This window comes from Rhizobium sp. NFR03 (assembly GCF_900111275.1).
In the GTDB taxonomy this organism is placed as follows: Bacteria; Pseudomonadota; Alphaproteobacteria; order Rhizobiales; family Rhizobiaceae; genus Ferranicluibacter.
The window spans coordinates 482,900-505,750 of record NZ_FOGR01000002.1 but is presented as its reverse complement, the minus strand read 5'-3'; the positions used below and the strand labels follow the sequence as shown (position 1 = coordinate 505,750).

The following is a 22,851-nucleotide window of genomic DNA, read 5'->3' as shown; positions in this document are numbered from 1 at the left end:
CAGTTTTTAATAGAGTGCCCTCATGAACGGCCTTACGAAGCTAGGCCAAGGGAGGAAGACAAACGATGCCCATCTATAAGGCTCCGGTCGAGGATACGCTTTTCATTCTGAACGACGTGCTCGGCATCGAGCGATACAACAATATTCCCGGTTTCTCGGACATCACACCCGACATGCTGGACGCCATCGTCGGGGAAGCCGCGAAGCTTGCCGAAGAAGTGCTTTTCCCGCTGAACCTCTCCGGCGATCAGGAAGGCTGCGTGCGCCACCCGGACGGCTCGGTCACGACGCCCAAGGGGTTCAAGGAAGCGTATGATCTGTACCGCGAGAGCGGCTGGCTCGGTCTTGCCGCACCGGAAGAGTTTGGCGGCCAGGGCCTGCCCTACACCCTGCATACGGCGATCGGCGAGTACATGTCGTCCGCCAATATGTCGCTGACCATGTATCCAGGCCTGACGCAGGGCGCGATCGCCGCCATCATCGAGCATGGCACGGACGAGCAGCGCGCGACCTACCTGCCGAAGATGATCGCCGGCGAATGGACGGGAACGATGAACCTGACGGAGCCGCACTGTGGCACCGATCTCGGGCTTCTGCGTTCCAAGGCCGTGCCGCAGCCGGACGGCAGCTACAAGATCTCCGGGCAGAAGATCTTCATTTCCGCCGGCGAACACGACATGGCCGACAATATCATCCATCTCGTTCTCGCCCGCATCGAAGGCGCGCCGGAGGGGACGAAGGGCATCTCGCTCTTCATCGTTCCGAAGTTCATCGTGGGAGCAGACGGTACGCCCGGCACGCGCAACGGCGCGACCTGCGGCGCCATCGAGCACAAGATGGGTATTCATGGCAACTCGACCTGCGTCATGAACTATGACGACGCGACGGGCTATCTGATCGGCACGGCCAATCGCGGCCTGAACGCAATGTTCGTCATGATGAACGAGGCCCGTCTCGGCGTCGGCCTTCAGGGTCTCTCCGTCTCGGAAATCGCCTATCAGAACGCTGTCGACTATGCCCGCGAGCGCCTTCAGGGCCGTTCGCTGTCAGGCATCAAGGCACCGGACAAGAAGGCCGATCCGCTGATCGTCCACCCCGACATCCGCCGCGTGCTGATGACCATCCGCGCCTTCAACGAGGCCAGCCGCGCCTTCACGCTGTGGACAGCGCTGAAGTCGGATGTCGCACATCGCTCGCAGGACGAGGCCGAACGCCAGACGGCGGACGACCTGCTCGGACTGGTGACGCCGATCCTCAAGGGTGTGCTGACCGACCGCGGCTTCGACCATGCCGTCATGGCACAGCAGGTCTTCGGTGGGCACGGTTACATCGAGGAGCATGGCATGAGCCAGTATGTGCGCGATGCGCGTATTGCCATGATCTACGAAGGCGCGAACGGTATTCAGGCGCTCGACCTCGTCGGCCGCAAGCTGGGGCTCAATGGTGGTCGCGCCGTTATGGCTCTGTTCAAGGAAATCGGCGACTTCTGCGACGAGAACCGTGGCGACGAGCAGATGACGGCCTATACCAAGGCGCTCAAGAAGAGCCTGAACGACCTGCAGTCGGCCTCCATGTGGTTCATGTCGAACGCCATGGCGAAGCCCGACAATGCCGGTGCCGGCTCGACGGATTACATGCACCTCAGCGGCCTTGTCGTGCTGGGCTACATGTGGGCCAAGATGGCCAAGACCGCACAGGGGCTGCTCGCCTCGGGCGCTGGCGACCGCGAAGACTTCCTGAAGAACAAGCTGGTGACGGCGACCTTCTACATGAACCGCATCCTGCCTGAGACGACCCTGCGCCGCTCGCGCATCGAGGCGGGATCGGATACGCTGATGGCACTCGACGCCGCCGCGTTCTGATACGCGGCCACCCCTGAAATCGATCGCCTCCACGGATAGACAGACGGCTTTGTGCCGATTGGGAGAACGGGATAATGACTGACGTATTCATTTACGACCATGTGCGCAGCCCGCGCGGTCGCGGCAAGAAGGACGGCGCCCTCCATGAGGTGCCCACACCTCGCCTGGCCGCACGCATGCTGGAAGCGCTGCGCGAGCGCAACGGGATCGACACAAATACCGTCGACGACATCATCATGGGTTGCGTCGATCCGGTGTTCGAAGCCGGCGCCGTCATCCCGAAGGCCGCGGCTTTCGAAGCGGGCTATTCCACCCGCGCACCGGGGATCCAGATCTCCCGTTTCTGCGCATCCGGGCTCGATGCCATCAATCTGGCGGCCGGCAAGATCGCGCAGGGCGCCGACGACATCGTCATCGCCGGCGGCGTCGAGAGCATGTCGCGCGTCGGCATGGGCATGTCGGGCGGTGCCTGGTACATGGACCCCTCCGTCAGCTTCCCCGGCTACTTCATGCCGCAGGGCGTATCGGCGGATCTGATCGCCACGAAATATGGCTTCTCGCGTGAAGACGTCGACAGCTATGCCGTCGAAAGCCAGCGCCGCGCCGGCACCTCCTGGGAAAAGGGTTATTTCGACCGGTCGGTCGTTCCAGTGAAGGACCAGAACGGCATCGTCATCCTCGCCAAGGACGAGCATATGCGTCCAACGACGACGATGCAGAACCTGGCCGGGCTCAACCCCTCCTTCCAGATGCCGGGCGAAATGGGCGGCTTCGAGGCTGTCGGCATCCAGGCGCATCCGGAAATCGAGAAGATCAACTACGTCCACCATGCCGGCAACTCGTCCGGCATCGTGGATGGTGCCGGCCTCGTGCTGCTCGGCTCCAAGGCCGGCGGCGAGAGCCTCGGCGCCAAGCCCCGCGCCCGCATCAAGGCCTTCGCGAACATCGGCTCCGACCCGGCACTGATGCTGACCGGTCCTGTGGACGTGACGGAAAAGCTTCTGAAGCGCGCCGGCATGACGATCGGTGATATCGACCTGTTCGAGCTGAACGAGGCTTTTGCCGCCGTGGTCTTGCGCTACCTTCAGGCTTTCGACATCTCGCACGACATTATGAACGTCAATGGCGGCGCCATCGCGCTCGGCCATCCGCTCGGCGCCACCGGCGCGATGATCCTCGGCACGGTGCTCGACGAGTTGGAGCGCCGCGACCTCAACACCGCCCTCGTCACGCTTTGCATCGGCGCGGGCATGGGCACCGCTACGATCATCGAACGCGTCTGAGGGGAGAGAACCATGACTTACACCCATTTCACCATCGAAACGGATGCCGACGGCATTGCTCTCGTCACCTGGGACATGCCGGACAAGTCGATGAACGTGTTCACGGCCGAGGTGCTGCGGGAACTCGCCGCGGTCAACGACGCGGTCGTCAATGACGAGGCCGTGAAAGGCGTCGTCTTCACGTCTGGCAAGGCAACCTTCTCGGGCGGCGCCGACCTCTCGATGATCAAGGGCATGTTCACCTTCCAGGCGGAAGAGAAAAAGAAGAACCCCGAGACAGCGGCGCAGAAGCTGTTCGAGCTTTGCGGCGAGATGACGGGGCTGTTCCGCAAGATCGAAACCTCCGGCAAGCCGTGGGTTTCCGCCATCAACGGCACCTGCATGGGCGGGGCCTTCGAGCTGTCGCTCGCCTGCCACGGCCGTGTGGCTTCCAACTCCAAGGCCGTCAAGATCGCCCTGCCGGAAGTCAAGGTCGGGATCTTCCCCGGCGCCGGTGGAACGCAGCGCGTACCGCGTCTTACCAACGCGCAGGATGCGCTGCAGATGATGACGACCGGACAGACGCTCACCCCGCAGCGCGCCAAGGCACTGGGCCTGGTGCACGAGCTTGCCGCCCCCGAGGCGCTGATCGACGCCGCCAAGGCCATGATCAGGAACGGCCTGAAGCCTGTTCAGCCTTGGGACGAAAAGGGCTTCAAAGCGCCCGGCGGCTCCATGTGGAGCGCGGCCGGTGCCCAGCTCTGGCCTGCTGCCTCCGGCATCCTGCGCCGCGAGACCTATGGCAACTATCCCGGCGCGCTGGCCATCGTGAAGTGCGTCTATGAAGGCCTTCAGGTTCCTTTCGACACGGCGCTGAAGATCGAGCAGCGTTATTTCACGCAGATCCTGCAGACCACCGAGGCCTTCTCGATGATCCGCTCGCTGTTTGTCTCCATGCAGGAACTCGGCAAGGGCGCACGCCGCCCGGCGGGTGTTCCCAAGTCGGACTTCAAACATGTCGGCGTCGTCGGCGCAGGCTTCATGGGCGCTTCCATCGCCTATGTCACGGCCGCCGCCGGCATTCCCGTCACCCTCATCGACCGCGACATCGAGGCGGCCACCAAGGGCAAGACGCATTCCGAAGGTCTCGTGAAGGACAGCGTGGCCAAGGGCCGGATGACGCAGGAGAAGGGCGAACAGCTTCTCGCACTGATCACCCCCTCTGCCGATTATGCCGACCTCAAGACCGCCGACTTCGTGGTCGAGGCCGTATTCGAGGACCGCACGGTCAAGAAGGATGTGATCGAAGCCGTCGAAGCGGTGCTGTCGGCCGACGCGATCTTTGCTTCGAACACATCGACGCTGCCGATCACCGGGCTTGCCGAAAACTCCAAGCGTCCCGCCCAGTTCATCGGCGTCCACTTCTTCTCGCCGGTCGAGAAGATGATGCTGACCGAGGTTATTCTCGGCAAGGAAACCGGCGACGCAGCCCTTGCCCGGGCGCTCGACTATGTCGCGGCGATCAAGAAGACCCCGATCGTCGTCAACGATACACGCGGCTTTTACGTCAATCGTTGCGTCTTCCGCTACATCCACGAAGCCTACGACATGCTGATCGAAGGCGTGCCGGCGGTGATGATCGAGAACGTGGCAAAGATGGCCGGCATGCCGGTCGGTCCCCTCTCGCTCAACGACGAGGTCGCTATCGACCTGTCGCAGAAGATCCTGAAGGCGACCGTTGCCGATCTCGGCGAGCAGGCCGTGGATCCAGCCCATCTAGAGCTCGTCAACAAGCTCGTCGACGATCTTGGCCGGCGCGGACGGAAGAATGGCAAGGGTTTCTACGACTATCCGGAAAAGCCGGCGAAGAAGCACATCTGGGCAGGTTTGAAGGAGCTCTACCCGCAGAAGCCGGCGGACGAACTCGACGTCCAGACGATCAAGGATCGCTTCCTCGTCACCATTGCGCTGGAAGCCGCGCGCACCGTGGAGGAAGGCATCGTCACCGATCCGCGCGAAGCCGATGTCGGCTCCATCCTCGGCTTCGGCTTTGCGCCCTATACCGGGGGTACGCTGTCCTACATCGACGGCATGGGCGCCAAGGCGTTCGTCGCGCTCTGCGAGAAGCTGGCCGCGACCTATGGCGATCACTTCGCGCCGACACCGCTGCTGAAGGACATGGCTGCCAAGGGCGAAACCTTCTACGGCCGCTTCGACCCCTATGCAAAGGTCGCCGCCGCAGCCTGACATGATGAGAAAAAACCTGCGTCATGAATGACGCAGGTGGTCTCCAGCGGGCTTGTTGTGATGAACGCAGCCCGGAGGATGTCGACACGAAAAAGGCCGGTGCGATTGCACCGGCCTTTTCTTTCACAACGTCTTTTTCAAGAGTCCAGCCGCGTCAGCGCAATCAGGCTGCCTGGATAGCGGAGACCTGCCACTGCGTGCTCGGGCGGCGGAAGAACGTCCAGACTTCGGTCGTTTCCGTCGGACGATCAGGATCGCCTTCGACGACCTTGCCCGTGTCGCGGTCGCGGGTCACGTCGATGCTCTCGTAGCGCATGGCAACGGTTGCGAATTCGCCGGCTTCCTCGCGCCAGGATTCAGCCAGATCGCCCTGAAGGAGCTTGACGTCGCGGACTTCGTTGCGGACGCCCTTGGTCGCGTTCTCGCTCAACTCTTCTGCGAGCCAGGACATGGCTTCCGGTGTCGTCAGGCGGCGCAAGGCACCGTAGTCTTCGGCACCATAAGCTGTCTGCACGTCCTTCAACATGGTCTCGAAGCGCTCCAGATCGGCCTGACCGATGCCGAGTTCGTCGGAAACGGCTGCCGAGCGTACAGGCTGGGCCTGCTGTACAGCACCGCCACCGATGCGCGGGATCGTAAAGCCCGGACCACGCGAACCTTGCGCATTTCCCGGCTGCGCATTGCCCGCCGGGCCACGGGCTGGTTCGTTTGCCGCCTCGCGGGCGTAGCCATTATACGGGTTGCCAGCCGTAGCCCCGCCAGCGCCGGCGCGACCGGTCGCGGGTTGCTGGCGATTGCGCAGGAAGCGCATCAGCAGCATCGCAGCACCGGCGATCAAGGCGAGTTGAAGCAGCATGCCGAGGAAGCCGGCAGCGCCGCCAAAACCGTTGCCCATCATCATGCCGAGCAGACCGCCGAGCGCGAGGCCGCCCAGCAACGAGCCGCCGAACCCGCCGAAAAAGCCGCCGGGACGACGCGCCGGCGCGGTCTGGGCAGCACCCGGCTGGTTCTGTGCAGCGTTCGGACGTGTCGACTGCGGTGTCATGGTGCGATCGATCGGCGCCGTCGTGTTCGGAGCCGTACGCGTGACGGGCGGTGCGGAGAAGGTGCGCGTGCCGCGGCTACCGAAGCCACCGCCTGCACGGCGAGCCTCCGCGAAATCCGTCGCCGTGATGACAAGCGTCATCGCGACCGCCGACAATACTGCAAATTTCTTCAATCCTGACATGCCTCGTCCCCATTGTCGTTCAACCGGATCGTTAGACCCTTGTGCAAACTATATGGGCATGGATGACGTGCGTTAAAAGGGTTTTGCGCGTCGTTCACGAAAACGGCATCGGCCGTGACGGAACATGCGGCGTCATTTCGCTCTCCGCATCGCGCCGAGCGCTCCCGGAGCGTCTTCAGTTGGTCAGGTCGTAGGGAACCCGGTAGCCGCTCTTTTCCAGCCACGCAATCAGGGCTTTGGGCTCGTCGGTCTGGATGATCGTCGCGCCGCGGTCGATCCAGAAACCCCAGCTCTCAAGCGGCTTGCCGTCGATCACGGCGCGCTCGTCGCCGCGACCGCCCGACTGCATGCCCGGCGCGCGGTTGACGATGGTGTAGGTGTTGACCCACTGGTGCCAGTTGCCCTGGATTGCAGCGGCGCGGGCCTTTGCCGAAAACAGCGCGCCGCCATCGGTCGTCTGCGGTGCATCGTCGGCGTGCCAGTGGACGAGTTCTGCGGCTGGCGCACGGAAGCTCGACGTCGCCTTCGCCATGAAATCCGGATCGTGAACGGCATCGTCCGCCAGGATGGGCAGGAACGTGATGTCGGGACCGATAGCGGCCATCAGCGCTTGGGCATCGGCGATGCGCCTGTCATTCCACAGGTTTTCCTTGACGAGAATCTGCTCCGCCATCCCGAGGCGACGGGCAAGCGTGGCAACCTCCGGCAGAATGTCTGGCGTCAACTTGTTGTCGATGTTGACGAGAATGCGGCCGCGCGTCTCCAGTAGAGCTTGTTCGAGCGTCGGCACCGTCTCATCGGTTGCGTGTCCGTCAGCTTCGACCACAAGACGGCAGGTCTTGAGTGTGGCAAGCGAGGTCGCGCGTGTTTCACCGCGGCAGGTCGTGGTGCGGTCGAGAAAATCGTCGTGCATGAGGATCAGCGTGCCGTCGGACGACTTTCGCACATCCAGTTCGATCATCTCTGCCCCGAGCGCGATGGCGTTGCGGATCGCATCGAGCGAGTTCTCCGCGCGGATCATGCGGCCGTTTTCCTTCCAGCCCGTTCTGTGCGCAACGACCATGATATGGCTGCGCCACGCATTGGCGTTCTTCAACCGCTCGAGGATGCGAGAGGTTCGCGTGTTGTCGACCGCCATTGCGGGCAAGGTGAGAGCGATGGCGAGACAGCCGGCGACTGCGGCGATGAGGAGACCGGTCCAGCGCATCGTGCAAGCCCTTTGGACGGTTTGAGGTCCGCTGGGCATAGAATGCGGTCATGACAGTGCCGTGATGCTGCGATGACGGGAGCATGAAGTGTAACGGACGTGGACGCCGCTCCATTCTGACGAAAGGCTAGCGAGACGCCTCGTTTGCACGCATCGGCATGCTGTCGATCAGGCCGAAAAGCTGGTCGGGTGTCACAGGCTTGTTCGCCCGCAACTTGATGCCCCCATCCTTGCCGATGAGGACCGCGGTGAAGCGCGCGCCCTCTTCGACTCCGGCATCCTTGCGGAGTTCCCGAGCCGTAAGCGTATCCGTCTTGCCGTAGATCGGCTTCACCGTGTCGCCGAGAACCTCCAGCACCAGCATATCGCGTTCTGCAAAGGCCTTCGTCTCGTCGCCAAGAACACGTCGCTGCTCGACGGCCTGCGGGTCTCCAGGGTTTGCAAAGACGATCAGCACGCGATTTTTCCAGCCGAAGGCATCAAAACCGGCAGCCAGGGCACCTGAACCGGCGCTGGCAACGAGAACGGCAAGCGCTGCTGACGTGAGACTGCGGATCATCGGAGATCTCCTTTGCACAGGAACGCCGCGCATCGGCACGGCGTTCCTTCACATCCACGTCAGACCGCTACCCCGTCAGACCGCGGCGGTCACGCGATGAACGTTTCGTAGAGCAGCTTGACGTTGAGGACGACGATGATCGTGGCGACGATCCAGGCCAGCGCGCCGACCCAGCGCGAGACGACGAATGTGCCCATCTTTTCCCGGTTGGTAACGAAGCTGACGAGCGGGATGACGGCGAAGGGCAGCTGCATGGAGAGCACGACCTGGCTCAGCACCAGAAGTTCGGCCGTGCCGCGTTCGCCATAGATGTAGGTGATGACGACGACGGGCACGATCGCGATGCCGCGGGTGATGAGGCGGCGTGCCCAGTTGGGAATCGTCAGCCGCAGAAAGCCTTCCATGACGATCTGTCCGGCCAGCGTCGCGGTAACGGTGGAGTTGAGGCCGGACGCAAGAAGCGCCACGGCAAAGAGCGTCGAGGCAATACCGAGGCCGAGCAGAGGTGACAGCAGCTCGTAGGCCTGCTCGATTTCCGCAACTTCGGTGCGGCCATTGGCGTGAAAGACGGAGGCTGCGACGATGAGAATGGCGGCATTGATAAACAGCGCCAGCATGAGGGCGATCGTGCTGTCGAGCGTTGCCCACTTGATGGCCTCGCGCTTGCCCGGCTCGGTGCGCTCGAACTGCCGCGTCTGGACGATGGACGAGTGGAGGTAGAGGTTGTGCGGCATGACGGTCGCGCCGATGATGCCGATGGCGATGTAAAGCATGGCCGGGTTGGTGACGACCTCCGTCGAGGGCAGAAAGCCCTGAAGCACCGCGGCAACCGGCGGGGCCGCTGCCGCAATCTGCACGATGAAGCAGAGGGCGATGATGCCGAGGAGCGCCATGACGAAGGCTTCGAGGAAACGGAAGCCCTTCTGCATCAGATAGAGAAGCAGGATTGCGTCGAGCGCGGTGATCAGCGCGCCGGCGATCAGGGGAATGCCGAACAGCAGCTTCAGAGCGATCGCCGTGCCGATAACCTCTGCAAGGTCGCAGGCGATGATGGCGAGTTCGCAGGCGATCCAGAGAACGAAGCCGATGGGCTTCGGGTAGGCATCGCGACAGGCCTGCGCGAGATCCCGGCCGGTAGCGATGCCAAGCCGCGCGGCGAGCGCCTGCAACAGGATCGCCATGAGGTTGGAGAGCAGAATGACGGTGAGCAGCGTGTAGCCGAACTGGGCGCCACCGGCGATATCCGTTGCCCAGTTGCCGGGATCCATGTAGCCGACCGACACCATGTAGCCCGGCCCGACGAAGGCGAGAAACCGGCGGAACCACGTGCCGCCAGTGGGCACCGCGACGGTGGAATGCACGTCGGCAAGGCTCTGGCGCCCCTCCTCTTCAGAATGGTTGAACCGCCAGCTCGAGCGGGATTCGCGCTGGTTCACGAGAATGTCGGGGGTGGCCATCGGGGCAGTCTCCGGATGCGGACAGGCGTTCATGACCGGAAGCTAGGGCAGGCACAAACATTATGCAATATGCTATATTTCATCGATCGTGCTTTTTTCCGCACTGCAGCGCCGGAAATGGGAATGGGAATGGGCGAATTGTGAGGGGGGAAGAACCGAGATAGCTATTCGTCGATCCGGCTTGCATGCTAGACACGCGAAACTCGATGACATGCCCGTTGGAGCATGCGAACTTGAAGGATCACGAAGACGTGGCGCGTCGAACCATTCCCCGCGCGGATCCCCTTCCGGACGCCGACATCCACTCCGAGGGCTTTCGCCAGACACGGGAGGCGCGACGCGGCGCTCTGGTCGAGGACTATGTCGAACTCATTGCCGACCTGATCGATGATGGTAACGAGGCGCGTCAGGTTGATATCGCCGCCCGCCTCGGCGTGGCGCAGCCGACCGTTGCCAAGATGCTGGCACGGCTTGCCGCCGATGGCCTCGTGTCGCGCAAGCCCTATCGCGGCGTCTTCCTGACAGAGGCGGGGCAGAAGATGGCGGCCGAAAGCCGCGAGCGCCACCAGACCGTGGAGCAATTCCTGCGCTGCCTCGGCGTGAGCCCGGAAACGGCCCGCGTGGACGCGGAAGGCATCGAGCATCATGTCAGCGACGAAACACTCGCCGCCTTCCGACGTCTGATCGCGGATCGCTCCTGACGCCAGTGGTTTGCGCAGGCCGGTCGCGGATCAAAGGCCGAGGCAGGAGAGCATGATGAAGGTCGCGAACAGCACGAAATGCGTCATCCCCTCGATGGCGTTGGTCTCGCCGTCGTTGAGGTTGATGGCGGCGACGATCAGCGTGATGGTGATCATGACGGTCTGTACCGGGGTCATCGCCATGATGAACGGCTGCCCCGTGTAAAGCGCAATGGCCTCCATCACCGGGACGGTGAGGATGACGGTGGAGAGCGAGGCGCCGAGCGCGATGTTGACCACCGACTGCATGTGATTGGCGAGCGCCGAACGCATCGCCGTCATGATCTCCGGCGCGGCCGAAATAGCGGCGACGACAATGGCGGCGAGAACCGGCGGCGCGCCGGTACCTTCCAGACCCGTATTGAGCAGCGTCGACATGATCTCGGCGAGAATGCCGATGACGACGATGCCGAACACGAGAACGCCGATCGAGAGCGTCGTGCTCTGGGGCTCCTCGATATGTCCGCCTGCGCTTTCACGGCGCGTCTTCGGGTAGCTGTAGCTGAAGAAATAGCTGTGTGCGCCAACCTGCATGCGCAGGAACAGACCGTAGAGCATGATCATGGCGACGATGGTGAAGGCGGAATAGAAGTGCCACTTCGCCTGCGGAATGAACTCGGGCACGATCATGGAAATGCTCATGGCCGTCAGGATCATGACGCAATAGGTGCGGCTGGAGTCGTCATTATAGGGTTGCTCGCCGTGCTTCAGGCCTCCCAGAAGCGCGGCAATGCCGAGGATGCCGTTGATATCGAGCATGACGGCAGAGTAGATCGTGTCGCGCACCAACGTCGGGGAACTCTCCGGCGAACTCATCATGATCGCGAGAATAACCACTTCGACCAGCACGGCCGAGAGCGTGAGGATCATCGTACCATAGGGATCGCCGACCTTGGTTGCGAGAATTTCCGCATGGTGCGCCACCCGCATGGAGGCGAGGATGATGGCGGCGATGAGGAACACCGCGCCGGCAAGAGACGCCGCCTGCCCCATTCCGATCAGCGTATGCTCGGCGGAAAAACCGGCAATGCCGGCAGCAATGGCAACGAGGATAAGCCGCTCTGAGCGGATGAGGGTGGAGAGCACGATGCCTCGCTCGTCTGGATGCAGGAATGCGGCCTGATCGGCCAGAAGTGTTTGGAAAATGCAAGTATAGGTGCCAGGACACGCATTTCAATAAACGTGCCGGGCGCGATGGAGCGAGGATTATTTTCCTCGCATTCTTTACTTGATGCCGGTTTTTGGCTAGTGTCCTGCCGGATAGAGGAGAGGTTCCGCTTCCCCGGATATGTCCGCCGGACACGTCAACAGGACACCAGACTTACCAGGACATCGGGACGATGCTGTCACATGAGCGTATCTGGCATGCGATAGACGCCTTGGCGGAGCGGCATCAGATGTCGCCGTCGGGGCTTGCCCGGCGTGCCGGCCTCGATCCGACGTCGTTCAACAAATCCAAGCGCCAGTCCGCTGATGGACGCGAGCGCTGGCCATCCACCGAATCCATCGCCAAGGTTCTCGATGCGACCGGCTCGACCATCGGGCAGTTCATGGAATTCCTGCGGCCGGACGGCGCCAAGGGCTCCGACACCGTGGAGAGGCTGGCTCCGTCAAGTGCCATCCCGCTTCTGGGCTTTGCCCAGGCAGGCGCTGGCGGCTTTTTCGACGATGGCGGTTTTCCCGCAGGCCAAGGCTGGGATGTGGTCGATTTTCCCACGGCCGGCACGAAGACGGGCGTTTACGCGCTGGAGATCCAGGGTGACAGCATGCAGCCGCTGTACCGGGATGGCGATGTGCTGATCGTGGAACCGGGCGCGCAGGTTCGTCGCGGAGACCGCGTCGTCGTCAAGACCACCGAGGGCGAGGTCATGGCCAAGGTACTGATGCGGCAGAGCGCGCGCAGCATCGATCTGCACTCCCTCAACCCCGAACATCCGAACCGCAGCTTCGACCTGTCCGAGGTGGAGTGGATCGCCCGGATCATCTGGGCGAGCCAGTAGGACCGTTTTCCTCATGCAATCTTCTCTGCTCCGTATCGGCGGCCCTATGCTCTGCGTCATTCTGACCCTCGGCCTGCTGATGGCGGGCAAGTCGGCGCTGACAGGATCGGAAAGCATGGCTGTGCCGGACATGACGCTGGAGACGCCTGATCTTGGCGATGTGCCGACGATCGGAGAAGATCCTGCCGTCAGTGATACCGTTCCGGTCGAGCCCGACATGGAGCCGATGCCGTTTCCTCCCGATGCGCAGAAACCGGTGGAGGACGTGACGCCGGTCCCGGTTCCCGAGCCGCCGGCCGTGGATACGGCACCGCTTTCCGCGCCTCATGAGGCGCCGGTCGATCCGGCAACACTCGAGGAGACCATTCTCCGGCATCCCGTTGCTCTGTCGGCAGGTCTTGTCCAGTTTGAAGGACGGACGATCCAGATCGCTGGCGTCAAGCCTCAGTCGGCCGACAGGATCTGCCGGGCGACGACCGGCGATTGGCCCTGCGGCACGGTTGCCCGCACAGCCTTCCGCAACTTCATCCGTGCCCGGGCCTTTGCCTGCCGGACACCGAAGGGCGAATGGAGCGGAACGGTGACGGCACGCTGTACGATCGGCGACGATGATCCGGCCCTCTGGCTTGCCCGCAACGGCTGGGCGGAGGTGGAGGGAAACGATACCGCTCTTGCGGCAGCGGTCGCATCTGCGAAAATGACGACAAAGGGCTTCTACCGCACCGCTGCGGAGCCCTCCTCCCCGCCTGCCAATCCTGGACCTTGATGCCTTGAACGCGGCGCTGTCTGCTATCGGTTTTCCAAGACTTGGCAAATCCCGCAGATGCCGTTGCAGCAGATGTCTTGCAAGATGGGTCCAGCGGCCGTAGGTGAGGGGCGAATGAACCCCGGAGATCGCATGTCCCGAACTTTGACCCACCAGGAAGCCCTGATCCATGTCATGGTCATGATGTCCGCCGTGGACAGCGCCATGAGCGACGAGGAGCTGGAGCGGATCGGCAAGCTCTCCCGCATCCTGCCTGTCTTCGATAATTTCGATGCGGAAGACCTCGTGCCCGTGGCACAGCGTTGCGCAACGTTGCTGTCGGCGCCAGAGGGGCTGGATATTCTGCTGGAGCTGGTACGGGAAGCGCTGCCGCCGCGTCTTTTCGAGACAGCCTATGCACTGGCTGTCGATATCGCAGCGGTCGATCTCGATGTCCGCAGCGAGGAACTGCGGCTCCTCGCCTTGCTACGCGACCGTCTGGGCCTCGACAAGCTCGTCTGCGCCGCCATCGAGCGGGGTGCGCAGGCCCGTATGCGCCATTGAAATAACGCCCTTGAACGCGATCAGTACATACCGGTCGGGAAGTAGCGCAGGTAGATTTCGTTCAGGCGGCCGTTGCGCGATAGCTCGAGAAGCGCGTGGTCCAAAGCCTGCGTCAGGGCCGGATCGCCCTTCCGATTCATGATCGCCAGGCCTTCGCCGAGAAAATGCTCGGAGACATAGGCGCCTTCCACGAGCGAGCAGCAGCCTGCCGCGTCCGCGGACGCTGCCCAGAAGGACAGCTGCATGCCGTCCGAGAAGACGGCCTCCACCGTGCCCGTCTTCAGCGCCTGCAGCATGGCCGTACGGTCGGGAAAGGCCTGCGCTCTGGCTGACGGAAAGAACGCCTTGAACATGGCCTCATGCGTCGTGCCCGCGACGACGCCGACCGGCTTTGCAAGAATTGCGGACAGGTCGATCCCGGCATCGCCGCCCGGCACCGTACGCGCGGCAAAACGGGCGGGAAGCCGCAGGAACGATCGCGTGAAGGCGAAACGCTGCCGAAGCGCGTCTGTCACGTCAACGCCCGCAAGCACCGCCTCGCCCTGTCCCTCTTCCAACGCCGGCTGCAATTCCTCGAAAGTGACGGCCTGGATCTGACACTTCGCCTCTATCTCCAGAACACGGCAGATTTCACGAGCAAGATCGACATGGAAGCCGGACAGCTTCTGCGACTGGTCGATGAAGTTGAACGGCGGGAAGTCGACGGTGGTCAGGAACCGCAAACGTGCAAGGCCGCTGAGATCCGGCTTTGCGATCCGCTCCCGCGCATCGAAGGACAATGGCAGCTCGCGGACCGGCTCTGCCGCGTGCACCGCAATATTTCCTATCCAAGCCGGCATAAAGATGATTAAGATTATCCTAATGATCGGTTGGATTGAAGAACTCCGTATCATTCTCATCAAATTCCGGCTTCAGGCCTTCAGAGGGCCGACACTGTCTGCGACGAGGTGTTCATGCGTGTCCTAGACTATCCGTCACTGCCCGGAATGGCTACTCGAAGAGCGCGCTCCAAGCCCCAAAACGCGTCCCTGCCCGCCTTTTCGGTCGATCTGTTGCGCGAAGGACGCCTTCTCCTGAAACTCGGCATCGGCAAGCCAACGATCGCCCGGATGATGCTGTTGGCAAAGGAAAACGGCACGACCGTCCAGGAAGAGCTTCTGGCGTCCGGTGAGATCGTCGATACCCTTTACTTCGAGGCACTGGCAAATCTGCTGGGGCTTCCATTCATGGCGGAGATCGATGCGGAGCAGGTTCACGATGCCGAAACGCTCGACACGCAGCTCGTCTTTCCGGAAATGCTGCGTCTCTACCATTCCAGCCGTCCGGCGATCACGGTCATCGTGCCGAAGCTCACCCAGATCCACGACATTGCGCTGACGCTCGAGCGACGGCCCGCACTTGCCGGGATCCTGGCCGTCTCGACGCCGCGCGCGGTGCGGATGGCGGTCTGGACTGCGGGCCGGGAGCGACGCGTCCGTGACACGGTAACCCGTCTCTTCGATGCCGCGCCGTCTCATAGCGCCCGCATCGTCTTCTGGGGCAAACAGGGGTTCTATGCCGGGCTCGGACTTTCAATTTTCGTTTTCTCCGCCTTTCTCGCGCCACTCGTCTGGCTGCTCGCGACCCACCTTCTCTTTACCAGCATCTATTTCTGCCAGCTTTTCCTGCGCGCGCGGGCCCTCCTCCATGTGAAGAAGGCCAGGACGCGGCTTCCGTCGATCAGGAAGCTGACCGCCCGACAGATGGGGCCCCTTCCGGTCTACTCCATCTTCGTCGCGCTCTACCGGGAGACGGAGGTCGTGGCGCAACTGGTCGGAGCCCTCGACCGCCTCGACTGGCCGCGCTCGCGCCTCGACATCAAGCTCATCTGCGAGGCAGACGATGACGAAACGCTCGCCGCGCTGGAAGCCCTGTCGCTACCCTCGGAATACGACATCGTGCGCGTTCCCCCGGCCGCACCACGTACGAAGCCGAAGGCGTTGAGCTATGCCCTTCCCGGCGCGCGCGGTACGTTTCTCACCATCTACGATGCGGAAGACCGGCCGGACCCCGGTCAGCTGCGCGAAGCCTATGCCGTCTTCCGCGCGGCGGATCCGCGCGTCGCATGCCTCCAGTCTCCTCTGGTCGTCACGAACGCCAAATCGGGATGGCTCAGCACGATGTTCGCGCTCGAATATGCCGCTTTGTTTCGCGGCCTCCTGCCATTCCTGTCATCCGCCGGGCTTCCCTTGCCTCTCGGCGGCACATCGAACCATTTTCGCGTGGATGTTCTCAAGGCGGTCGGCGGCTGGGATCCTTTCAATACGACGGAAGACGCCGATCTCGGCATGCGGCTCTTTCGCCTCGGCTACCGATCTCAGATGCTTGTGCGCCCGACGCTCGAAGACGCACCGACCGAGACCGCCGTCTGGTTCGCGCAGCGGACGCGGTGGTACAAGGGCTGGCTGCAGACATGGCTCGTGATGATGCGCGACCCTGGTTTTCTCTATCGACAGATGGGATGGAAAGCGTTCGCGACCTCGCAGATCCTCGTTGCCGGCATGATCCTTTCGGCGCTCAGCCACCCGCTAACGCTTGCTTTCCTGTTCTATCTGGGCTGGACGCTGATGGCGGGCAATCTTTCGAGCGGAGACACGCTCCTCGCCTCCTGCCTGATGATCCTCGACATCCTCAATATCATCGGGAGCTACGCGATCGTCATCCAGCTCGGAAGAAAGCCTATGAGCCCCGAGGAGTGGCGCGCCGTCGGCGGAAGATGGCGAGCCGTGCCGGCCTACTGGCTGATGATCTCGGCTGCCGCATGGGCCGCCATCATCGAGCTCTATCGCAAGCCATTCGCCTGGAACAAGACACCACACCGGCCGACGGAGCTTTAACTCTCGGGCTACAGAGCCGCCGCTTTTCTGATCCCTGCTAGCGCCTGCGGTTGACCGTCACGTGGCTGTAATAGGCCTGTTTCTGCTTGTACATATCGATGTCGGCGCGCTTGACCAGGGCTTCCATGCTTTCTGCCGGCAGGCTGGTCGCGCGGCCCATGGAAACACTGAGCGTTCCCGTGGGATAGAACTGGTTGTTGATCTTCAGCAGATCGTCGATGCTTTCGATCATCGCGGCTACCGCTATCTCGTCGGCACCGGGCATCAGCAGGGCAAATTCGTCGCCGCCGATGCGGGCGGCCCGGTTTGGACCGCTCACCGCCTCGTTCAACACTTCTCCCAGACGCCGCAAGAGCGCATCGCCGGCATCGTGACCGCGCTGATCGTTCGCCTCCTTCAGCCCGTTGAGATCGAGAATGACGACGGAAACCGGGCGTATCGACTTCCGTTCGATGCGGTTGAGCTCCTCCATGTAGAAGGTACGGTTGTGGAGCTTGGTCAGAACGTCGTGCTTGCCGAGATATTCGAGATAGGCCTCGGCTTTCTTGCGGGCCGTGATATCCGTCAGCGCGACCTGGACCAGAGACCAGTCATCCTCGTGGCCTGGCAGCACGGAAAACTGAAGCAGCACAAACCGTTCGGATCCGTCGAGCGCATAGTTCACGACCTCGCGATGGTGGAACAGGTTGCCGTTCCACAGCTCTATCAACTGCTCGCGGAAATGCTGCTGCATGTTGCCGCGGAAAATATCGGATATACGGTGAAGCAGCGTTCGGCGATCGGGCGCACCGAAAAGGTCGAGCGTCGCTTGATTGACGTCGATCACGCGAATCTCGCTCATGCACTGCGTCACGAACTCCGGATGGACATCGGTGAACACCCGAAAGTCCAGGATGCCGCGTCGGCGCACATCGTCCAGCAGCTCCTTGATCCGGCTGAAATCCTCCACCCAGAGCGAGACCGGGGAGTGTTCGAAGATGCCTTCGGCATACTGACGGCTCTCCCGCTCGGCGCGAGCCACCGTCTCGCGCTCGGTCACGTCTTCGGTCGTCAGCAGAACCCGCGCCAGCGTTGTCTCGTGACCGGGCAGCACATTGCCTCGCAGCTGAATGTCGAGCCTGCGCCCGCTGAGGGTGTAGTTGATGGCATTGCTGAAAAAGGCGGACTTGCCGTCGAAAAGCTGCGAAAGTTCGCTGATGTGGCTGGTCAGCATGTCGTCTCGGAAGATGAGCCCGAGATTGTCGATGAGATGATCGAGATCGCGGGCCTCGAACAGTTCCAGTGTGCGCTTGTTGACCTTCAGCACCTTGATGCGACTGGAGCAGGCAGCAACACGCGCAGTGTCCTCGGCAAGGAAGTCGGAGATGTTCTCGACCCCCTGCCCACGCCACGTCTCGAACAAGGCCTGAACGCCGCTGAAATCCTCGATCCACATGGCAACCGGTGCCAGCTCGAAGGTCTGGGTTACATCGTCTTCCATCGTCACGAGATCATGGACCTTTTTTCAACCAAACGGTTACCTTCGACTAACCTTGAAATTCGTACCCAAGAAATAGCGTTCTTGCAACGCAACCGATGCTGCACCGCACGCAAAACCTTCTGTTCGCCGCCACTAAGTTGGAAGAATGCGTGACATTGCTGTCGAAGGCACGGCGATGTCACGCCAATTGACGGGAATATCACACATCCGTATGTTACCTGTCACCGACAGCGCCAGCTATCGGACGTGGGGATGGAGGACGATACGATGGATTGCCTGCTCGGCATCGATAACGGGCTGACGGTCACGAAGGCCGTGGTCTTCCGGCCGGATGGAACACCGGTTTCGGTGGCGCGCCGCCGGGTCGCGCAGTCCCTTCCGCATCCGCGCTGGGTAGAGCGCGATATGGACGGGCTGTGGGCCGCGACCGCCGAGGCGATCCGCGAAGCGATCACGACGGCCGGCTGCCGCCCGTCCGATATCAAGGCGGTCGCGGCAACTGCGCATGGCGATGGCGTCTATGTGCTTGGCCGCGACAGCCGGCCGCTCGGGCCCGGCATCCTGTCGCTCGACAGTCGCGCGGGCGCACTGTCCGATGCCTGGAACGCGACCAAGATTGCAGCACGGGCGCTCGCGCTGACAGGGCAGTCTCCCCATGCCTCCGCACCATCGGCCATTCTCGCGTGGATACGCGACAACCAGCCGGAACGGTTCGCCGGCATCGGCCATGTGCTCGCCTGCAAGGACTGGCTCCGCTTCTGCCTGACGGGCACGATCGGCACGGATCGAACGGAGGCGAGCATCGCGTTTACGAATGTCGCAACGCAGGTTTTTGACCGGGAGGCGCTGTCGCTTTTCGGCTTGGAAACCCTGTGGAGTGCGCTTCCCGACATGGCGCCATCGGCTGCGATCGTCGGCGGCGTGACGGCGGCGGCTTCAGCACTGACCGGGCTTTTGGAGGGAACGCCGGTCGCCGCAGGGCTGCACGACGTGACGGCCTCGGCTCTTGGGATCGGCGGGCACGAAACGGGTCTGCTGTCGATCGTCGCGGGCACCTATTCGATCAACGAGGTGGTGACGGATCGGCCGGTAACCGATCCACGCTGGCACTGCCGCAGCGCCATCGAGCCGGGACAGTGGAACAATATGGCCGTGTCACCGGCATCCACCGCGAATTACGACTGGTTCCTCGACCAGTTCTGCCGGGCCGAGCAGAGCGAAGCGGCAAGCAGCGGCACGGGTGTTCATGAACTTTTGAAGCCGGAACTCGATGCCGCCTTCGGCCGTCCGTCCGATATCCTCTTCCATCCCTACCTCTTCGGCTCGCCCTATGGCAGCACGGCAAGCGCCGGCTTTTTCGGCGTTCATGGCTGGCACGACCGCGGCGACATGCTGAAGGCCGTGCTCGAAGGCATCGTCTTCAACCATAAGGCTCATGTGGACGACCTGCGCAGCGTCATGCCGATCACGGAGGCGCGGATCTCGGGCGGAGGCGCGCGAAACCCCGCATTGTCGCAGATGTTTGCCGACGCGCTCGATCTGCCTGTGCATGTGACCTCGGCGGATGAGGCTGCAGCCTGGGGTGCGGCACTCACGGCAGGCGCGGCCATCGGCCTTTATGAAAGTCCGCAGGCCGGCGCGCGCGAGACGACGACGACCCTGCGCAGCCACATGCCGGATCCAGAACGACGGACAGCCCTTGCGGCGCGTTACGCGCTTTATCGTGATGTCGCGGAAGCGATGCAGCCGCACTGGCAGGCCATCGAGCGGCTGGCGGAGGGATCGCGGAAAGAGATCGCGAGATGAAGGCAGATGCGCGCCGCGACGAGATCGCCGACTATATCATGCAGGCCGGACAGGCGCGCATCGAGGATCTGGTCGCGCATTTCGGCGTGTCCCGCATGACGATCCATCGCCATGTCGATCGCCTTGCGCATCAGGGCGTGCTGCGAAAGCTGCACGGCACCGTCACCGTCCAGCCTTCGGGCCTTTACGAGAGCGCCTTCCGCTACCGCGAAACCGTGGGAAAGGCAGAGAAGGCTGCGCTGGCGCGTGCTGCCCTTGCTCAAGTAGAGCCGGGACAGGCTGTGATGCTAGACGACAGCACGACCGGCGCCGCCCTTGCCGACCTTCTGGCCGGCGTGCGGCCCCTGACGGTGATCACCAACGGACTGGTCTCCACCAACAGGCTCATCGATATCGACGAGATCGAGGTGCTCTGCCTTGGCGGCACCTATCACCGCACGTTCAATGCCTTCATCGGCCTGACGACCGAGCGCGCTGTCGCGGCATTGCGGGCCAACGTGTTCTTCTGTTCCGCTTCTGCGGTGGAAGGCGGCACCGCGTTCATTCAGGATGCGCAGGTGACCAAGGTCAAGCAGGCGATGATGGCCGCCGCCTCACGCCGTATCCTGCTGCTCGACTCCTCGAAATTCGGCAAGGTGGCCCTGAACGTCTTTGCCGAACTCACGGCTTTCGATGTCGTGCTCGCGACGGACCGGCTGGCGGACACTGTCCGCGCCGATCTCCTTGCACGCGGCGTTCCCCTCAGCATCACCAGAACAGGCAGGACATCATGAGCGAAACAGTCAGTGAGACGGGCTCGGAGACGCGCTGGCCGGGCGGCATGGCGGAGCGCATGGCGGCGATTGCAAAGACAGGCACCGTGGATGTCGTCATCGTCGGTGCGGGGGTCAACGGCGCCGGTCTGTTTCGAGATCTCTGCGCGCAGGGCCTGACCTGCCTCATCCTCGACAAGTCGGATTACGGCTCCGGCACGAGTGCCGCACCCTCGCGGCTGATCCATGGGGGGCTGAAATATCTGGAAACGGGCGAACTGCGGTTGGTGGCGCAATCCACCTACGAGCGGAATCTGCTGCTGCGCAACGCCCCGCACTACGTCAAGCCGCTCGCGACGGTCATTCCGATTTTCTCCTGGACGAAAGGCGTCTGGTCGGCGGTTCGCACGCTCTTTGGCGCCAAGGGAACGCCACGCAGCCGCGGTGCCCTTCTGATCAAGACCGGCCTTTCGATGTACGATGCCTACGGTGCGCGACAGCGGGTGATGCCGCGCCACACGATGGCCGGCAAGGCCGCGTCGTTACGGAGCCTGCCGGCGCTGACGCCGCGCATCGTGGCCACCGGCACCTATTACGACGCGACGGTGACGCATCCCGAACGGCTGGTGGCGGAACTGGTTCGCGACGGCCTTGCGGCAAGCCCCACCTCCGCGGCCGTCAATCATGCGCGTCTCGAAAACCGGGCTTTCGATACGCTCGTCATCTCCAGCCTCCTCAATGGCGCCCCGTTGCGCGTGAAGCCACGGCTTGTCGTCAATGCCGGCGGACCGTGGATCGACGCCGTCAACGCGACGCTCGGCGAGACCTCCCGCATGATCGGTGGAACAAAGGGCTCGCACATCCTGCTGCGCCACGATGCTTTGCTGAAGGAACTCGCTGGCCGAATGATCTATTTCGAGGCCGACGATGGCCGCATCTGCCTCGTCTTCGACTATCTCGGCCGGGCAATGGTCGGTTCGACCGACATCAAGGCCGACCAGCCGGACAGCGTTCGGTGCGAGGACGACGAGATCGACTATCTGCTGGACAGCCTTGGCAAGCTGCTACCGAAGATGCAGTTCGACCGCAGCCAGATCGTCTACACCTATAGCGGCATCCGTCCTTTGCCGGCTAATGACGCAAAGGACCCGGGTCTGATCAGCCGCGATCATGTGACGCCGGTGCTGGAGCCCATGGGAGACCGCCCGTTCCCGGTGCTGTCGCTGGTCGGCGGCAAGTGGACAACCTTTCGCGGCTATGCGGAAGAGGTGGCCGACACCGTGCTGAAGCGTCTCGGCCAAGCGCGCAAGGTGACAACGGAGGCCATGCCCATCGGCGGCGGGCTGGACTATCCGACGGACGACGCCGCACGCCACAGGCTGGTCGCCGAGATCGCTGCGACATCAGGCCTTTCACAGGCGCAGGCCGAGGCACTCTTCGCCCGCTACGGGACGACGGCTCGCGCCGTGGCTCTCCACATCGCGGCGTCGAGCGCGGTCTCCCTGCCGGACGCCGTGGACCATTTCGAAGGGGAGATCGATTACCTCGTGCGCCATGAGCAGGTGGGACGGCTTTCCGATATCGTGCTTCGGCGCACGGCGCTCGCCGTTACGGGAACGCTGACATTGCATCTCCTGCGCCGTATCGCCGAAATCGCAGGGCGGGTCCTTGATTGGAATGAAGCGAAGATTGAGCAGGAGATCGAGAGCGTGCGCGACGAGCTTTCTCGGCTGCACGGCGTGACCCTGGCATAATCGTCAGGGCACGCAGCGTCTGCTGCTCCAATATCTCGGGCTACCGAAGACAATAAAAAAGGCCGGGGCGAAACCGCACCGACCTTCCTCATTCGCTTTTATCAATTTGCCAGTACATCCGTGGTCAAGTCGACGAAAGCTGTATCGGACCCGAGAACATCTCTTTGATGAAACGCTCGACCGGTTGCCGATGAGAGAGATATAGGAGACGAATGTGACGGCTTCAAGTCAAACGCAGAATTTCTTCGGAAAACATGCTGCGCAAGATTTTGGCGGTCTGCTCCGTGATACCGGAGCGATACATCGACGTGA

The 22,851-nt window shown here is 62.6% G+C and carries 18 protein-coding genes; 11 read left to right on the top strand and 7 right to left on the bottom strand.

Going from position 1 to position 22,851, the window contains the following annotated elements; all coding sequences use genetic code 11:
- The first annotated feature begins 65 nt into the window (after positions 1-65).
- The 3 genes from BSG19_RS07655 (at position 66) to BSG19_RS07645 (ending at position 5,371) form a co-directional block, all read left to right on the top strand.
- Positions 66-1,862 (top strand): acyl-CoA dehydrogenase C-terminal domain-containing protein, encoded by a 1,797-nt coding sequence (locus BSG19_RS07655; RefSeq protein ID WP_092986462.1) that lies wholly within the window; start codon positions 66-68, stop codon positions 1,860-1,862.
- 74 nt (positions 1,863-1,936) lie between these two features.
- Entirely contained in the window at positions 1,937-3,145 is a 1,209-nt protein-coding gene (locus BSG19_RS07650) for an acetyl-CoA C-acetyltransferase (protein WP_092986460.1), read from the top strand.
- 12 nt (positions 3,146-3,157) lie between these two features.
- Entirely contained in the window at positions 3,158-5,371 is a 2,214-nt protein-coding gene (locus BSG19_RS07645; RefSeq protein WP_092986458.1) for a 3-hydroxyacyl-CoA dehydrogenase NAD-binding domain-containing protein, read from the top strand.
- 163 nt (positions 5,372-5,534) lie between these two features.
- Here the strand turns inward: BSG19_RS07645 and BSG19_RS07640 are convergent, their stop codons facing one another.
- The 4 genes from BSG19_RS07640 to BSG19_RS07625 all read right to left on the bottom strand — a co-directional run bounded on the left by BSG19_RS07640 (position 5,535) and on the right by BSG19_RS07625 (position 9,822).
- Entirely contained in the window at positions 5,535-6,599 is a 1,065-nt protein-coding gene (locus tag BSG19_RS07640; protein ID WP_092986456.1) for a Tim44 domain-containing protein, read from the bottom strand.
- Positions 6,600-6,774: 175 nt separating this feature from the next.
- On the bottom strand, positions 6,775-7,806 hold the full coding sequence (locus BSG19_RS07635; RefSeq protein WP_092986454.1) for a glycerophosphodiester phosphodiesterase family protein: 1,032 nt from the start codon (positions 7,804-7,806) through the stop codon (positions 6,775-6,777).
- Positions 7,807-7,933: 127 nt separating this feature from the next.
- Positions 7,934-8,365: a DUF4174 domain-containing protein gene (locus tag BSG19_RS07630; protein ID WP_170865891.1), complete on the bottom strand. Its 432-nt coding sequence runs from the start codon at positions 8,363-8,365 to the stop codon at positions 7,934-7,936.
- A gap of 89 nt (positions 8,366-8,454) precedes the next feature.
- Positions 8,455-9,822: an Nramp family divalent metal transporter gene (locus BSG19_RS07625; RefSeq protein WP_092986450.1), complete on the bottom strand. Its 1,368-nt coding sequence runs from the start codon at positions 9,820-9,822 to the stop codon at positions 8,455-8,457.
- Between the two features lie 233 nt (positions 9,823-10,055).
- On the opposite strand from BSG19_RS07625, the gene mntR reads away from it, so the two are divergent.
- Entirely contained in the window at positions 10,056-10,523 is a 468-nt protein-coding gene (gene mntR, locus BSG19_RS07620; RefSeq protein ID WP_244529135.1) for a manganese-binding transcriptional regulator MntR, read from the top strand.
- A gap of 30 nt (positions 10,524-10,553) precedes the next feature.
- Here mntR and BSG19_RS07615 read toward each other — a convergent pair whose 3' ends face one another.
- A complete protein-coding gene (locus BSG19_RS07615) occupies positions 10,554-11,651 on the bottom strand; it encodes a calcium:cation antiporter (protein WP_244529180.1) in 1,098 nt (365 codons plus the stop codon).
- A gap of 251 nt (positions 11,652-11,902) precedes the next feature.
- Between BSG19_RS07615 and BSG19_RS07610 the strand changes: the two genes are divergently transcribed.
- The 3 genes from BSG19_RS07610 (at position 11,903) to BSG19_RS07600 (ending at position 13,871) form a co-directional block, all read left to right on the top strand.
- On the top strand, positions 11,903-12,562 hold the full coding sequence (locus BSG19_RS07610) for a S24 family peptidase (RefSeq protein WP_092986446.1): 660 nt from the start codon (positions 11,903-11,905) through the stop codon (positions 12,560-12,562).
- 13 nt (positions 12,563-12,575) lie between these two features.
- Entirely contained in the window at positions 12,576-13,328 is a 753-nt protein-coding gene (locus BSG19_RS07605) for a hypothetical protein (RefSeq protein ID WP_092986444.1), read from the top strand.
- Positions 13,329-13,460: 132 nt separating this feature from the next.
- Positions 13,461-13,871 (top strand): tellurite resistance TerB family protein, encoded by a 411-nt coding sequence (locus BSG19_RS07600; protein WP_092986442.1) that lies wholly within the window; start codon positions 13,461-13,463, stop codon positions 13,869-13,871.
- 20 nt (positions 13,872-13,891) lie between these two features.
- On the opposite strand, the gene BSG19_RS07595 is transcribed toward BSG19_RS07600, so the two are convergent.
- Complete coding sequence (locus BSG19_RS07595; protein WP_244529133.1) at positions 13,892-14,710, bottom strand: transporter substrate-binding domain-containing protein; 819 nt, start codon at positions 14,708-14,710, stop codon at positions 13,892-13,894.
- Positions 14,711-14,824: 114 nt separating this feature from the next.
- Here BSG19_RS07595 and BSG19_RS07590 point away from each other — a divergent pair, with 114 nt between their 5' ends.
- Complete coding sequence (locus BSG19_RS07590; RefSeq protein ID WP_092986438.1) at positions 14,825-16,747, top strand: glycosyltransferase family 2 protein; 1,923 nt, start codon at positions 14,825-14,827, stop codon at positions 16,745-16,747.
- A gap of 37 nt (positions 16,748-16,784) precedes the next feature.
- Here BSG19_RS07590 and BSG19_RS07585 read toward each other — a convergent pair whose 3' ends face one another.
- On the bottom strand, positions 16,785-18,227 hold the full coding sequence (locus BSG19_RS07585; protein WP_092986436.1) for a sensor domain-containing diguanylate cyclase: 1,443 nt from the start codon (positions 18,225-18,227) through the stop codon (positions 16,785-16,787).
- 267 nt (positions 18,228-18,494) lie between these two features.
- Here BSG19_RS07585 and BSG19_RS07580 point away from each other — a divergent pair, with 267 nt between their 5' ends.
- Genes BSG19_RS07580 through BSG19_RS07570 form a run of 3 tightly spaced genes read left to right on the top strand, consistent with a single transcriptional unit; the run spans position 18,495 to position 22,539 of the window.
- Positions 18,495-20,033 (top strand): FGGY-family carbohydrate kinase, encoded by a 1,539-nt coding sequence (locus BSG19_RS07580; RefSeq protein WP_092987298.1) that lies wholly within the window; start codon positions 18,495-18,497, stop codon positions 20,031-20,033.
- On the top strand, positions 20,030-20,806 hold the full coding sequence (locus BSG19_RS07575; RefSeq protein WP_092986434.1) for a DeoR/GlpR family DNA-binding transcription regulator: 777 nt from the start codon (positions 20,030-20,032) through the stop codon (positions 20,804-20,806). Before BSG19_RS07580 ends, BSG19_RS07575 begins: the two co-directional genes overlap by 4 nt.
- 47 nt (positions 20,807-20,853) lie before the next feature.
- Positions 20,854-22,539: a glycerol-3-phosphate dehydrogenase/oxidase gene (locus BSG19_RS07570; RefSeq protein ID WP_092987297.1), complete on the top strand. Its 1,686-nt coding sequence runs from the start codon at positions 20,854-20,856 to the stop codon at positions 22,537-22,539.
- Positions 22,540-22,851 lie beyond the last annotated feature (312 nt).